We start from the raw sequence: 14,419 nt of genomic DNA on the forward strand, positions 1-14,419 counted from the left end.
GGAGCGCCCCTGTTTCCGGCGGCACCGGAAGCACCCTTGCGATCATGTGGGGCACTCCGCGGCACTTCGGAGCCGCGCACCTCGTTACCATGCGTGGACGCAGGAACCGAGAAGCAACCAGAGGCACCAGACGACGAGGGACGGGCGAGCGCGTGGCCAAGGCGGCAGACTTCAAGGGGATGAGTCCTTCTCCTGCCCGCCGGTGGCTGCGACGGACAGCCTCCGTGATCACCGGCGCCCTGCTCGTGGCCGGGCTGCTGTGCGGTCCTGCCGCCCCTTCTCCGTATGCCGCCGACACCGCCGACGCCGCCACAAACTCCCGCACGGTCGATGTGTCTCTCGACACTCTTACACCGGTCGCCCCCGGTAAGAGCGACACACTCACCATCTCCGGCTCGGTGTACAACAAAGGCAAGCAGACCGTCACCGACGCTCAGGTCGATCTTCGGGTGGGGCCGGCACTGTCCAGCAGGACCGCCATCGACCGTGTCGGCGCGCGGACCGGCTATGCCTCGGGCATCGATGGTGAGCCGGTCGACGCCAAATACACGGTCAAGATCCCGAAGCTCCCCTCCCACATCAGCCGCGACTTCACCCTGTCGGTCCCGGTGAGTGAGCTCGGGCTCGACGACGACGGCGTCTACCAGCTCGGTGTGTCCCTGTCCGGTCAGACCCCGGCCGAGCCCTTCGAGCATGTGCTGGGCATCGAGCGCACCTTCCTGCCCTGGCAGCCCGAGGCCGCAGCGAAGAAAACCCAGTTCACCTATCTTTGGCCGCTGATCTCTTCGACGCACCTCACCTCGGAAACAGGGTCCGACGAGCAGCAGACCCCGGTCTTCGAGGACGAGACTCTGGCCAGGGAACTTGCCCCCGGCGGGCGACTCGAGCAGCTCGTCTCGCTCGGCAGCGATCTGCCCGTGACCTGGGTCATCGACCCGGATCTGCTGGCCACCGTCGATGCGATGACAAGGAACTACCGGGTCAAGAACGGGACCACCACAGTCGCGGGAAAGAACCAGGCCCTTGCCAAGCGGTGGCTGCGCTCCGTCGAAGCCGCAGTGCAGGGGCGCAAAGTCGTCGCCCTGCCGTTCGCCGACCCTGATCTGGCGTCCCTGGCACACCGCGGCAAGGACGTCTCCGGCTCGCTCAGCCATCTGCAGCCGGCCACCGAAGTCGCGGAGACGACGGTGGAGACGATCGTCCATGTGAAGCCGACCGTCGACTTCGCCTGGCCGGTGGACGGAGCGATCGACTCCTCGATCGTCGATGTCGCCACCTCCGCCGGCGCCCACAAGGTGATCGCCCGCAGCGACAGCCTGCGGGACGACCTGTCGTACACGCCCAGCTCGGCGCGGCCGATCGGCGGCGGGACGACGGCGGTGGTCGCCGACGACCGGCTCTCCACCGCTTTCCAGGGCGACATGCTCTCGACCGGATCTTCCACTCTCGCTGTGCAGGAGTTCCTCGCTCAGACGCTCGCTCTGACGCTGCAGGCCCCGGCCAAGGAGCGGAGCATCGTCGTCGCCCCGCAGCGGATGCCAACGGCGTCCCAGGCGCAATCCATGGCCGGCGCCCTGAAGGCCCTCAATGCTCAGCGGTGGACCCGGCCACTCGACCTGGTCGCAGCTGCGGGCGCCAAGCCCGACGCCGATGCCACGACCAGGGTGCCGCCCTCCTCCCGCTACCCCGGTCAGCTGAGGAAGCAGGAGCTGCCGGGCCAGGCGTTCCAGGACATCAGGACCACACAGAGCACCCTGGACAACTTCAAGGTCATCCTCACCGCACAGGACCGGGTGGTGACGCCCTTCGGACGGGCAATCGACCGGGAGATGTCCACGTCCTGGCGCGGCAGCCCCGCGGCGGCCCAGCAGTACCGCGACAGTGTGCGGAGCTACCTGCAGAGCCTCACCGAAGAGGTGCAGCTGATCGAGAAGTCGCAGGTGACCCTGTCGGGGCGCAGTGCGACCATTCCGGTCACCGTGCAGAACAAGCTGGTCCAGGGCATCGACCATCTGGTGCTGCGGCTGAAGTCGGACAACCCCACACGCCTCAGCCTCGACCACGACAAGGGCATCGCCGAGCAGCCGATCAAGGTCGAGGGCGGCCACAGTCAGTCGGTGAAATTCGCCGCTTCGGCCAACGCCAACGGCCCTGTGCAGATGACGGCCCAGCTCTACACCGAGGACGGCAAGCCGTACGGCCTGCCCATGGAGTTCACGGTGAAGGTATCCGAGATCACACCTACTGTGATGCTCGTCATCGCGGGAGGTGTCCTGCTGCTCGTCCTCGCAGGCGTCAGGATGTACAGCCAGCGCAAGCGCGCGGCTGCCCGCGAGGCGGCCGCGGAGGACCCAGAGGCTGCTGAGCGCACTGAGGGCTCGGAAGGTGACATCGACAGCCCCGATCCCGGGCAGGCGAGTGACCCGACACCGGACACCGGACCGGAAAGCGGCGACCCGTCGGACACGGGTGAGAAAGTGGACCGTTGAGCGATGTCTTGGCCGGCCGGCCGGGGACGATGAGGTGGGGTAGCAATGAACGCGCCGTACGACGGTGACCGCGGTCAGGGCGCGGGCGGAGACCCGATGGACCAGGTTCCTCCGCCGCCGCAGCCTGCCCCGGACCCGTACACACAGGACCCGTACGTCCAGGATGCCTACGCCCGTGATCCGTACCAGGCGCAGGATCTGTCCGCCCAGGACCCGGTGGCCGAGGCGCTCTACGACCGCGCCTCGCACCCGCCGCCTGCGGCTCCGGGCACATATCCGGAGCCGCAGGCGCTGTACCAGCAGCCGCCGACTCCGCAGCATGCCCCGGACCCCCGTGTCTGGGCACAGACCCCGCCGCCCGAGCCCGCCGGACCGTCGCGTCATCTCCCGTACGGGGAGAACGCCGGCACCACCCAGTTCACGGGCGTGGACGACTTGGTCACCCGAGCAGGCGAGGAGGAACCGGAGCCTGACGCGTTCGCGCACCTTTTCCGGGACCAGCAGGCCTCCGGTCAGCCCTCGCCCGATTCCGAGCCGATCCCGGCGACGCCCGCCCCCAAGAAGGCGAGCGGCCGGGTCTCCGGCCTGATGAAGTCCAGCGCGGTGATGGCGGCGGGCACCCTGGTCTCCCGACTCACCGGCTTCGTACGCAGCCTGGTGATCACCGCTGCGCTGGGCGCCTCACTGCTCGGTGACACCTACACCGTGGCGTACACCCTGCCGACGATGATCTACATCCTCACTGTTGGAGGCGGCCTCAACTCCGTCTTCGTGCCGCAGCTGGTGCGCTCGATGAAGAACGACGAGGACGGCGGCGAGGCCTACGCCAACCGTCTGCTCACCCTCGTCATGGTGGCGCTCGGAATCATCGTCGCCATCGCGGTATTCGCGGCACCACTGCTCATCCATCTGATGTCCGACACCATCGCCAGCAGACCGGCGGCCAACAGCGTCGCTGTGACCTTCGCCCGGTACTGCCTGCCCACGATATTCTTCATGGGCGTACACGTGGTGATGGGCCAGATCCTCAACGCACGTGGGAAGTTCGGCGCGATGATGTGGACTCCGGTCCTCAACAACATCGTCATGATCGCCACATTTGGCCTGTTCATCTGGGTCTACGGCACCTCTGCCGAATCCCAGATGGGTGTCCAGACGATCCCGCCGGAGGGTGTCCGGCTGCTGGGCATCGGGACCCTGCTCGGTCTCGTCGTCCAGGCCCTGTCGATGATCCCGTATCTGCGCGAGACAGGGTTCCGCTTCCGTCCCCGCTTCGACTGGAAGGGCCACGGGCTCGGCAAGACGGTCAAGCTGGCCAAGTGGACCGTGCTGTTCGTTCTTGCCAACCAGGCGGGTGTGCTGGTCGTTACCCAGCTCGCCACCGCCGCCGGTGAGGCTTCCGGGAGGTCGGGCGCCGGCATCCTCGCCTACACCAACGCCCAGCTGATCTGGGGCATGCCGCAGGCCATCATCACCGTCTCGGTGATGGCCGCCCTGCTGCCCCGCATCTCCCGCGCCGCCCACGACAACGACCCGGGGGCCGTGCGCGACGACATCTCGCAGGGCCTGCGGAACTCCGCGGTCGCCATCGTCCCGGTCGCGTTCGCATTCCTCGCCCTCGGCGTCCCGATGTCCACTCTCCTGTTCGCCTCCAGCGGCCTGGAGTCCGCCCGGGGGATGGGCTTCATCCTCATGGCGTTCGGTCTCGGCCTCATCCCGTTCTCCGTGCAGTACGTCGTACTGCGCGGCTTCTACGCGTACGAGGACACCCGCACGCCCTTCTACAACACCGTCATCGTCGCCGGAGTCAATGCAGCGGCCTCCGCGCTCTGTTACGCGGTCCTGGCGCCCCAGTGGGCGGTTGTGGGTATGGGCGCCTCCTACGGGCTCGCCTACGCCGTGGGCGTGGGCGTCGCCTGGCGTCGGCTGAAGAACCGGCTGGGCGGCGACCTGGACGGCTCCCGCATCATGCGTACGTACACCCGGCTCGGCATGGCCTCCGTCCCGGCGGCGATCGCCGGCGGCGCGGTCGCCTTCTTCGTCATGAAGGGGCTCGGCAACGGCGCCGGAGGCTCGCTCGTCGCGCTGGTCGCCGGCGGAACCGTGCTGCTCGGCGTCTTCTTCGTCGCCGCGAAGCGAATGCGCATCGACGAGCTCAACGCCCTGGTAGGCATGGTCCGTGGACGCCTCGGACGCTAGGGCAGCGAGTACCGCACAACCATCGTCGGCCGCCGTGTGTCGTGCATAGCGGCCGACTGTGGGCACAATTGGCATGGCTGTTGGATAGGGCGCAACGGATGGGGAGGCAGGAGCGACGGTGGCGGAACGTAGCACGGCTGCCGTCGACGTGGCCGAGAACAGCGGAGACGAACCGCTGACCGCGCAGGCGGACAAGGCCACGACCGACGGGGCGGCGGAATCCCAGAACTCGGCGGAGAAGACCGCACCGGACACGGGCAGCGAACGGCAGGACACCGAACCCGCCATCGCGGCACCCGAACTGCACAGTGGCCACAAGCTCGCCAGACGCTACCGCCTCGAGGAGTGCGTCACCCGTCTGGACGGATTCAGCAGCTGGCGTGCTGTCGACGAGAAGTTGCGTCGTGCGGTAGGAGTGCATCTGCTCCCGGCCGATCACCCGAGGGCGCGCTCCGTGCTCGCGGCGGCCCGCTCCTCCGCGCTCCTCGGCGACCCTCGATTCGTACAGGTCCTGGATGCCGTCGAAGAGAACGATCTCGTCTACGTCGTCCATGAGTGGATTCCGGACGCGACCGAGCTGACGGCTCTGCTCGCCATGGGCCCCATGGAGCCTCACGACGCGTACCAGCTGGTCGACCAGCTCTCCCAGGCCATGGCCGCGGCGCACCGTGAGGGCCTTGCCCACCTCAGGCTCACTCCGGGCGCGGTGCTGCGGAGCTCTACCGGGCAGTACCGGATCCGCGGCCTCGCGGTGAACGCCGCTCTGCGCGGAATCACCGCCGAGGGGCCGCAGCGCGCCGACACCGAGGCGATCGGTGCGCTTCTCTACGCGGCACTGACGCATCGGTGGCCGTACGAGAACGACGCGTACGGCCTCTCCGGGCTGCCCAAGGGCGTGGGGCTGCTCGCCCCCGACCAGGTGCGGGCCGGCGTTCACCGCGGTCTCTCGGAACTCGCCATGCGGGCCCTGGTCAACGACGGTGCCACCGCCTCCCGCCAGGAGCCGCCGTGCACCACGCCCGACGAGCTGGCCAAGGCCGTGGCAGCGATGCCGCGCATCCGGCCGCCGGAGCCGGCGTTCGCCTCACCACCGGAGTACCAGCGCACGACCTACCAGCAGGGCAACTACGCCCGTCCTGCGCCCCGCCCGGGCACAAACGCTGCCCAGCCGGTTCCCGCCCCTCCGGCACCGCTCCAGAGCCGCACCGGCAAGGTCCTCAAGTGGACCGTGGCCGCGCTTCTCATCGCCGCGCTGGGGCTGGGCAGCTGGCAGGTGGCGGACAAGCTGATCGACCGCGACAAGGACCGGGGCGATCCGGGCAACTCGCAGACGGACAGCGGCGAAAAGAACGCCGCGCCCGCTTCCGGCAAGCCGGTCGCCATCGCCGGTGCCCGTGACTTCGACCCGTTCGGGGATCATTCCGAGAAACCGGCCGGGATAAAGGACAGCTACGACGGCGACCCCGCGACCTACTGGACCACCGACGGCTACTTCCAGAGCGGGGACTTCGGACGGCTGAAGCCGGGCGTCGGCATCATTCTCGATCTCGGCAAGGTCCAGCAGGTCGGCACCGTGGACGTCTCGTTCCTCGGCGGAGACACCTCCGTGGAACTGCGGGCAGCGTCCGAAGATGCCTCGTCCGAGCCAACAACCCTCGACGGCTTCAAGAAGGTCGCCAACGGATCCGGTTCAAATGTGTCCCTCAAGCCCGGCGAGCCAGTGCGGGCGCGGTACGTTCTGGTCTGGCTGACCAAACTGCCGCAGAGCGGCGAGGGCAACTTCCGGGGCAAGGTCTCGGAGATCAAGATCACCAGCTGACGGCATCAGGGGAGGGGGCTCACCGTTGGACGACGCGACACTCGGCGACACAAGCGACCAGGACCTTCTGGCACGCCACGTCGCGGGGGACCCGGATGCCTTCGGTGAGCTGGTAAGGCGCCACCGTGACAGGCTCTGGGCCGTCGCCCTGCGCACTTTGGGCGACCGTGAGGAGGCTGCGGACGCGGTCCAGGACGCTCTTGTCTCCGCCTTCCGGGCCGCCCATACCTTCCGCGGCCAGTCCGCCGTCACCACCTGGCTCCATCGCATCACCGTGAACGCCTGTCTCGACCGGGCCCGCAAGGCTGCCTCGCGGAAAACCTCCCCCGTCGACGACACCGAAAGACTGGAGCAGCTCCTTGAGCCTCATGAGTCCGCCGAGGCTCCGGTCGAGCGTAAGGATGTCCACCGCGAACTAGTGGCCGCGCTGGCGAAGCTTCCCGTCGATCAGCGAGCCGCGCTGGTGCTGGTCGATATGCAGGGCTACCCCGTCGCGGAGGCGGCCCGCGTCCTCGATGTGCCCACCGGGACCGTCAAGAGCCGCTGCGCGCGTGGGCGGGCACGGCTGTTGCCCATGCTCACTCATCTGCGGAGCGACACCGGGGATAACACCGAGGTCAGCATGGGAAGGAACCGGACGCCGGGGACATCCGTCCCACCGGCGTCGGGACAAAGGGACGCAGGGCCGAATGACCCTGCAGCTGTGAAGGGCGGAGGTGGGCGCGCGTGACATCCACAGCCGACACGGCTCAGCACCCTGACGTTTCGGAGATCTCCGACCTCACCGAAGGTCTTCTCCCTCCGGAGCGTACGGCCGATGTGCGACAGCATCTCGACGGGTGTCCCCTGTGCGCGGATGTACGTACATCGCTTGAGGAGATCCGTGGGCTGCTCGGCACGCTTCCCGGAGCGCAACGGATGCCTGCCGACATCGCCGGTCGTATCGACGCCGCTCTGGCCGCCGAGGCTCTTCTGGACGCCACAGCGCCCGACGAAGCCACAGATGTTTCACGTGAAACAGCACCCGTTGCTCAGCAGACGGACATCACGTCGGCCGACCGGCCGGCGGGCCGCTCTCGCGCTGCCACCGGTCCCGGCCGCAGCCGCCAGACAAGGCGGCGCCGCACAGCCGTCCTCGGTGCCGTCTTCAGCGCGGCCGCAGTGGGCGTCAGCGTCGTGCTCTTCCAGTCCCTGCAGTCCACCAGCGACAACAGCGCAGACGCCGCGAAGAAGGAGTCAAGCGTCAGCTCCGCTGCCGGTGGCACCCACGACTTCTCCGAGCCCGGACTCCAGGGCCGCGTGAAGGCTCTGGTCGCCACCAGCCCCCGTCAGGGGGAGCCCAGGATGGAGAAGGGGCCGTCTCTCGACACCGAGTCCACCCCCGTCTCGCCCAAGCGCAAGCCGGAAGTGGCTGTGCCGCCCTGCATCCAGAAGGGCACCGGCCGGACTGATGCTCCGATCGCCTTCGAGCGAGGTCAGTACGGGGGCAGTAATGCCTACCTCGTGGTCCTGCCTCACCCCACGGACAGCGGTCGGGTCCAGGCATATGTGATCGACGCCGCCTGCGTCGACACCGCCCCCGCGCCGACTGGCAAGCTGCTGCTGACGAACACCTATCCTCGCCGCTGACACACCCCTCTGCGCCACTCGGACGTACCGGGAATGCAAGCCCCGTAGGATCCGTTGGGTGGGGTGAGAGTCATTGAACCGGCCCCCGTAGGCAGCAGGCAGTCCGCAGAAACGAGGAAACAACCCGTGAGCGACGTCCGTAACGTGATCATCATCGGCTCCGGGCCCGCCGGCTACACGGCCGCGCTGTACACCGCGCGCGCATCGTTGCAGCCGCTGGTGTTCGAGGGGGCCGTCACCGCCGGCGGTGCACTGATGAACACGACGGAGGTGGAGAACTTCCCCGGCTTCCGCGACGGCATCATGGGCCCGGACCTGATGGACAACATGCGCGCACAGGCTGAGCGCTTCGGTGCCGAGCTGGTCCCGGACGATGTCATCTCCGTCGACCTCACGGGCGAGATCAAGACCGTCACTGACACGGCAGGCACCGTTCACCGTGCCAAGTCCGTAATCGTCACCACAGGTTCGCAGCACCGCAAGCTCGGTCTGCCGAACGAGGACGCGCTCTCCGGACGCGGCGTCTCGTGGTGCGCGACCTGTGACGGCTTCTTCTTCAAGGACCAGGACATCGCTGTGATCGGCGGCGGTGACACCGCGATGGAAGAGGCCACCTTCCTCTCCCGCTTCGCCAAGTCCGTCACCATCGTCCACCGCCGCGACACCCTGCGCGCCTCCAAGGCCATGCAGGACCGCGCCTTCGCCGACCCGAAGATCTCGTTCGCCTGGGACAGCGAGGTCGCCACGATCCACGGCGAGCAGAAGCTCTCCGGTCTGACCCTGCGCAACACCAAGACCGCCGAGACTTCTGAACTTCCTGTGACAGGACTGTTCATCGCCGTGGGCCACGACCCGCGCACCGAGCTCTTCAAGGGCCAGCTCGATCTGGACGACGAGGGCTACCTGCAGGTCGAGGCGCCGTCGACGCGTACCAATCTGACCGGTGTCTTCGGAGCAGGTGATGTCGTCGACCACACCTACCGTCAGGCCATCACCGCCGCCGGCACAGGCTGTTCCGCCGCCCTGGACGCTGAGCGCTTCCTCTCTGCGCTCTCCGACGGCGAGAACGCCGCCGAGCCGGAGAAGACTTCCGCGGTCTGACCCCGCCCTGCACCATCCCCCTCACACTCCCGCAATGATGTAAGGAGGCCGCCGTGGCCGGCGCCCTGAAGAACGTGACCGATGACACCTTCGAAGAGGATGTCCTCAAGAGCGACAAGCCCGTACTGGTCGACTTCTGGGCCGCCTGGTGCGGCCCCTGCCGCCAGATCGCGCCGTCCCTCGAGGCCATCGCAGCCGAGCACGGCGACAAGATCGAGATTGTGAAGCTCAACATCGACGAGAACCCGGCCACCGCTGCCAAGTACGGGGTCATGTCCATCCCGACGCTGAACGTCTACCAGAACGGCGAGGTTGCCAAGACGATCGTCGGTGCGAAGCCGAAGGCCGCGATCGTCCGCGACCTCGAGGGCTTCATCGGCGAGTAGTACCGCGCCGCTGTTTCACGTGAAACACGAATGGGCTCATCCCTCACGCGGATGAGCCCATTCTCGCGTTCATACTCACAACGGCCGGAGCACCGGCTCCTTCTGAACAGCGCCGAGCAGCCGGTCCAACGCCAACTCCACGTCTTCCTTCCAGGAGAGCGTGGTCCGCAGTTCCAGCCTCAACCGGGGGTACGTCGGATGGGGACGCACGGTCTTGAAGCCCACGGCCAGCAGATGGTCGGCGGGCAGCACACAGGCGGGCTCCTTCCAGCGGGCATCACCGAACGCCTCGATTGCCCGGAAGCCACGCCGCAGTAGATCCTTGGCGACGGTCTGCACCATCACCCGCCCCAGCCCCTGCCCCTGATACCCCGGCATGATCCAGGCAGTCATCAGCTGCACGGCGTCCGGTGAAACAGGGCTCGTCGGAAACGCCGTGGAGCGCGGCACATACGCCGGAGGCGCGTAGAGAACGAAGCCGACCGGTACCTCGTCAACGTAGACGACCCTGCCGCAGGATCCCCACTCGAGCAGCACAGCCGAGATCCAGGCCTCTTTCTCCAGGCCTGGGGTTCCCGCCTTTACCGCGGCTTCTCCACTGACTGGATCAAGCTCCCAGAAGACACACGCACGACACCGCTTGGGAAGGTCCGAAAGGTTGTCCAGCGTGAGTGGTGCGAGCCGACGCCCCATGAAGGCCATTCCTCACTTCCCTCGCCTGCCGCGCTACGAGCGGCTGCCAGCGCGCTCCTCTCACGGAGCAGGCTGCTGACAAACCCGCCCACTGCCCCCAGGCCCAAGCCGGCTGTCACCAGCCGGCTGCGGCTTACCGATCGCATAGCCCCCGCCCTCCCTCTGAGGTGGATCAAGGTGGATGCGCTATACCAGAACGCATCGTATCCACCCAGCCCCGGCACGGGTACCGCGCGACGGCAAAGGGCAGGCCGTGTTCCTCCAACCATCGGACACGGCCCGCCCCTGGCGGCACTGCGGAAGGCCTCAGCCCTCGTCGCCCTCAACGGGCTCCTCGTCGAGTCCCTGCTCCAGGACTCGTCCCTCGCCTGGGGCGAGGGTGCCAAGAATCCTCTCCAGATCGTCTATCGACGCGAACTCGACAACGATCTTGCCCTTCTTCTGACCGAGGTCGACCTTCACTCGGGTCTCGAACCGGTCCGAGAGCCGTGAAGCCAGGTCGGTGAGCGCCGGCGACAGACGGGCACCGGCCCGCGGACTCTTCGGCTTGGACGTGCTCTTGGGGTTCGAGTTGATCAGGGTCACGATCTCTTCGACCGCACGCACCGAGAGCCCCTCGGCGACGATCCGGTGCGCAAGCCGGTCCTGCTCCTCGGAGTCCTCCACCGAGAGCAGCGCCCGCGCATGACCGGCCGACAGCACTCCCGCAGCGACCCTGCGCTGGACGGGAGGCGAGAGGCGCAACAGACGCAACGTGTTGGACACCTGCGGACGCGAGCGACCGATCCGGTCGGCCAGCTGGTCGTGCGTGCAGTTGAAGTCCTTGAGCAGCTGGTCGTAGGCGGCAGCCTCCTCCAGCGGGTTCAGTTGGGCACGGTGCAGGTTCTCGAGCAGTGCGTCCAGAAGGAGCTTCTCGTCGTCCGTGTGCCGGACAATCGCAGGAATTCTCTCGAGACCCGCCTCGCGGCAGGCCCGCCACCGGCGCTCGCCCATGATGAGCTCATAGCGCTCAGGCCCCGACTGCCTGACGACAACAGGCTGGAGAAGCCCCACTTCTTTGATGGAGGTGACCAGCTCCGCAAGAGCGTCCTCGTCGAACACTTCACGCGGCTGGCGCGGGTTGGGCGTGATGGTGTCGATCGGCAACTCGGCGAAGTGTGCGCCGGCCGGCTCCACCGGCTGCGGTACAGCCTCCGGTTCGGGCACAGGCGTGATCGCCTCCGGCGGAGGGGAAGCGTTGGGCAGTGTGGTCACCTTCGCCGCCGCCACACCACGTTCCGCGGTCAGCACCGGAGCCGCTCCCGGAGGGTTCGAGGCCCCGGAAGGGGGCACCGTCTTCTCCTGGGGAGCGGCAGGGATCAGCGCACCCAGCCCACGCCCCAATCCTCTACGTCGCTCGCTCACTGGATCCCCTCCGACATGTTCTGCTGGCTGTTCTGGCTGCCCACCTGGGCATGCTGCGGGTCGTAGTGGATCCCGACCCCCCGCAGCGCGATCTCACGGGCCGCCTCAAGATACGACAGGGATCCACTGGAACCCGGATCGTAGGTCAGCACCGTCTGTCCGTAGCTCGGCGCCTCCGAGATCCGCACCGAGCGCGGGATGCTCGTCCGCAGCACCTCGGTGCCGAAGTGGCTGCGCACCTCGTCGGCCACCTGGGAAGCGAGCCGGGTCCTGCCGTCGTACATGGTGAGCAGGATCGTCGAGACATGCAGGTCCGGGTTGAGATGACCGCGCACCAGATCCACGTTCCGCAGCAGCTGGCCCAGACCCTCCAGTGCGTAGTACTCGCACTGGATGGGGATCAGGACCTCAGCGCCGGCGACCAGGGCATTGACGGTCAGCAGACCGAGCGACGGCGGGCAGTCGATGAGGATGTAGTCCAACGGCTGCTCATAGGCCTGGATCGCCCGCTGCAGTCGGCTCTCCCGCGCCACCAGCGACACCAGCTCGATCTCCGCACCGGCGAGATCGATGGTGGCGGGGGCGCAGAAGAGACCTTCGACATCCGGGACGGGTTGGACCACCTCGGAGAGCGGTCTGCTCTCCACCAGGACGTCATAGATCGAGGGGACTTCGGCGTGGTGATCGATCCCCAGCGCCGTGGAGGCGTTGCCCTGTGGATCCAGGTCCACTACCAGAACGCGCGCGCCGTGCAGCGCGAGTGAGGCGGCGAGGTTGACCGTAGTAGTGGTCTTGCCCACGCCGCCCTTCTGATTGGCGACCACCATGATGCGTGTGTGCTCAGGTCGGGGCAGACCCTCACCGGCACGCCCCAGCGCCTCCACGGCCAGCTGGGCAGCACGGCCAATGGGGGTGTCGTCCATCGGGGGCGGTGTTTCACGTGAAACATCCTCCCCCGATGACTCGGTACGGGGACCGGGGACCGGATCGGTCATCGGTCCCGCGATGTTGGCGTCGGACCGCAAGGATTCACTCTCCTCGACTTCAGGCTCGCAATGAGCAGAGCCTGCCATGCTTTCGGGGTCGTGAACCAGCGAGGCCCCTGGTTCTGTGGAGGAATCCACCTCTGTGGACAATTCCGTAGCCCTCAAGAGGGGCTTCCGGTCCCGCATCGGGGCGGCAGCACGGCCGCGGCTGATGATTCCCTGCAGCAGTGAGCGACGTTTCACGTGAAACACGATGCACTCGCCGCAGGACTACAGCCGCACGACACTCCGAAATGCGTACGTATGGCAGCTTGTATGGAGCATCGCTGATAGACAGTACGGACTGTACGGATCAGCGACGCCGCCGGGTACGACTGGTCCGGGCAGCCTTGGCCCGCTTCGCCGCGAAGCGCACTCCGCCGGGACTCTCTCCGACTTCCACACGCACCACAGTGGAGAGCGGGTCGACGATCCCCTCACCGACGTGCAGCACTGAGGTCTCCACCACACCGAGCTTGCTCAGCGCAGCCCGGGCCCCCTGGAGTTCCTCCTCCGCGGTGTCGCCCTTAAGTGCGAGCATCTCTCCGTACGGACGCAGCAAAGGCACTCCCCAACCCGCCAGCCGGTCCAGCGGCGCCACAGCGCGCGCCGTCACCACATGCACGGGAGGCAGCTTGCCGAGCACCTCCTCGGCTCGGCCCCGGACGACGGTCACATGGTCCAGGCCGAGCAGTTCGACCACTTCCTGGAGGAAGTTCGTCCGCCGCAGCAGCGGTTCGAGGAGCGTGATCTTCAGGTCCGGCCGTACCAGCGCCAGCGGAATGCCCGGGAGCCCCGCCCCCGAGCCGACATCGCAGACCGTGACGCCCGCGGGCACTACCTCGGAGAGCACCGCGCAGTTCAGCAGATGTCGCTCCCACAGTCGCGGCACCTCACGGGGACCGATCAGGCCGCGCTTCACTCCCACGTCAGCGAGCAGCTCCGCGTACCGCACGGCCTCCGGAAACACCTCTCCGAATACCGTCCGCGCCTCTTCGGGCGCCTGGGGAAGCTCTGCTTCCTCCGTCACGGGAACCGTCCTTCCGTACCGCACTGTCGCAATGTGGACTGTGATGGCTGACTATCAGGCTGACAAAGATCGGCCCCGCCTGCGAACAGACGGGGCCGAGGAAACGATCGAGGTCAGGCCGGGAGTACGACGACGAAGCGCTGCGGCTCCTCGCCCTCGGACTCACTGCGCAGACCCGCGGCGGCGACCGCGTCATGCACAACCTTGCGCTCGAAGGGCGTCATCGGGTCCAGCTTCACCGGCTCACCGGTGCTCTTCACCTCGTCGGCTGCCTTTGCGCCCAGCTCGGCGAGCTCCGTGCGCTTCTTGGCCCGGAAGCCCGCGATATCCAGCATCAGCCGGCTCCGGTCCCCGGTCTCCCGGTGCACAGCGAGCCGCGTCAGCTCCTGGAGAGCCTCCAGGACCTCGCCGTCGCGGCCCACGAGCTTCTGCAGATCCCGGCTGCCCCGGTCGCTGATGATCGAGACCGCTGCCCGGTCCGCCTCGACGTCCATGTCGATGTCACCGTCAAGATCGGCGATGTCGAGCAGACCCTCGAGGTAGTCGGCCGCGATCTCCCCTTCCTGCTCGAGGCGGGTCAGGGTGTCGCCACTCTCGGCGGGGGCGGAGATGGTGCCTTCCGTCACGGATGGACTCCTTCTTGC

Annotated in this window: 12 protein-coding genes; 7 read left to right on the top strand and 5 right to left on the bottom strand. The window is 67.5% G+C overall.

Annotated elements, in window-relative coordinates:
* Positions 1-152: 152 nt before the first annotated feature.
* The 7 genes from ACWDZ6_RS04365 (at position 153) to trxA (ending at position 9,623) form a co-directional block, all read left to right on the top strand.
* A complete protein-coding gene (locus ACWDZ6_RS04365; RefSeq protein WP_451501623.1) occupies positions 153-2,489 on the top strand; it encodes a DUF6049 family protein in 2,337 nt (778 codons plus the stop codon).
* Positions 2,490-2,534: 45 nt separating this feature from the next.
* The gene (gene murJ, locus ACWDZ6_RS04370; RefSeq protein WP_451501624.1) at positions 2,535-4,688 is read left to right on the top strand and encodes a murein biosynthesis integral membrane protein MurJ; all 2,154 of its coding nucleotides are present in this window, start codon (positions 2,535-2,537) and stop codon (positions 4,686-4,688) included.
* A gap of 118 nt (positions 4,689-4,806) precedes the next feature.
* Positions 4,807-6,507: a protein kinase family protein gene (locus tag ACWDZ6_RS04375; protein WP_451501625.1), complete on the top strand. Its 1,701-nt coding sequence runs from the start codon at positions 4,807-4,809 to the stop codon at positions 6,505-6,507.
* Between the two features lie 25 nt (positions 6,508-6,532).
* Positions 6,533-7,237 (top strand): RNA polymerase sigma factor SigM, encoded by a 705-nt coding sequence (sigM, locus tag ACWDZ6_RS04380; RefSeq protein ID WP_326651135.1) that lies wholly within the window; start codon positions 6,533-6,535, stop codon positions 7,235-7,237.
* Positions 7,234-8,136, top strand: coding sequence for a zf-HC2 domain-containing protein (locus tag ACWDZ6_RS04385; protein WP_451501626.1), 903 nt, complete (start codon positions 7,234-7,236; stop codon positions 8,134-8,136). The genes sigM and ACWDZ6_RS04385 overlap by 4 nt, the downstream gene beginning before the upstream one ends.
* 126 nt (positions 8,137-8,262) lie before the next feature.
* Positions 8,263-9,237: a thioredoxin-disulfide reductase gene (gene trxB / locus ACWDZ6_RS04390; RefSeq protein ID WP_366731411.1), complete on the top strand. Its 975-nt coding sequence runs from the start codon at positions 8,263-8,265 to the stop codon at positions 9,235-9,237.
* 53 nt (positions 9,238-9,290) lie between these two features.
* On the top strand, positions 9,291-9,623 hold the full coding sequence (gene trxA, locus ACWDZ6_RS04395) for a thioredoxin (RefSeq protein WP_142214727.1): 333 nt from the start codon (positions 9,291-9,293) through the stop codon (positions 9,621-9,623).
* Positions 9,624-9,698: 75 nt separating this feature from the next.
* On the opposite strand, the gene ACWDZ6_RS04400 is transcribed toward trxA, so the two are convergent.
* The 5 genes from ACWDZ6_RS04400 to ACWDZ6_RS04420 form a co-directional block, all read right to left on the bottom strand.
* Positions 9,699-10,316: a GNAT family N-acetyltransferase gene (locus ACWDZ6_RS04400; RefSeq protein WP_326651139.1), complete on the bottom strand. Its 618-nt coding sequence runs from the start codon at positions 10,314-10,316 to the stop codon at positions 9,699-9,701.
* A gap of 306 nt (positions 10,317-10,622) precedes the next feature.
* On the bottom strand, positions 10,623-11,720 hold the full coding sequence (locus ACWDZ6_RS04405) for a ParB/RepB/Spo0J family partition protein (RefSeq protein ID WP_451501627.1): 1,098 nt from the start codon (positions 11,718-11,720) through the stop codon (positions 10,623-10,625).
* Complete coding sequence (locus ACWDZ6_RS04410) at positions 11,717-12,793, bottom strand: ParA family protein (RefSeq protein ID WP_366731414.1); 1,077 nt, start codon at positions 12,791-12,793, stop codon at positions 11,717-11,719. Before ACWDZ6_RS04410 ends, ACWDZ6_RS04405 begins: the two co-directional genes overlap by 4 nt.
* Positions 12,794-13,058: 265 nt before the next feature.
* Entirely contained in the window at positions 13,059-13,775 is a 717-nt protein-coding gene (rsmG, locus tag ACWDZ6_RS04415; protein ID WP_451501628.1) for a 16S rRNA (guanine(527)-N(7))-methyltransferase RsmG, read from the bottom strand.
* Positions 13,776-13,888: 113 nt separating this feature from the next.
* Positions 13,889-14,401 (bottom strand): Jag family protein, encoded by a 513-nt coding sequence (locus tag ACWDZ6_RS04420; protein ID WP_366731416.1) that lies wholly within the window; start codon positions 14,399-14,401, stop codon positions 13,889-13,891.
* Positions 14,402-14,419 lie beyond the last annotated feature (18 nt).

The organism is Streptomyces sp. NPDC002926, from assembly GCF_053591755.1.

Excerpts from the sequence above, each read along its gene's own strand:
- murJ (WP_451501624.1), top strand. The coding sequence starts at position 2,535 with ATGAACGCGCCGTACGACGGTGACCGCGGTCAGGGCGCGGGCGGAGAC.
- ACWDZ6_RS04410 (WP_366731414.1), bottom strand. The coding sequence starts at position 12,793 with ATGGCAGGCTCTGCTCATTGCGAGCCTGAAGTCGAGGAGAGTGAATCC.
- ACWDZ6_RS04400 (WP_326651139.1), bottom strand. The coding sequence starts at position 10,316 with ATGGGGCGTCGGCTCGCACCACTCACGCTGGACAACCTTTCGGACCTT.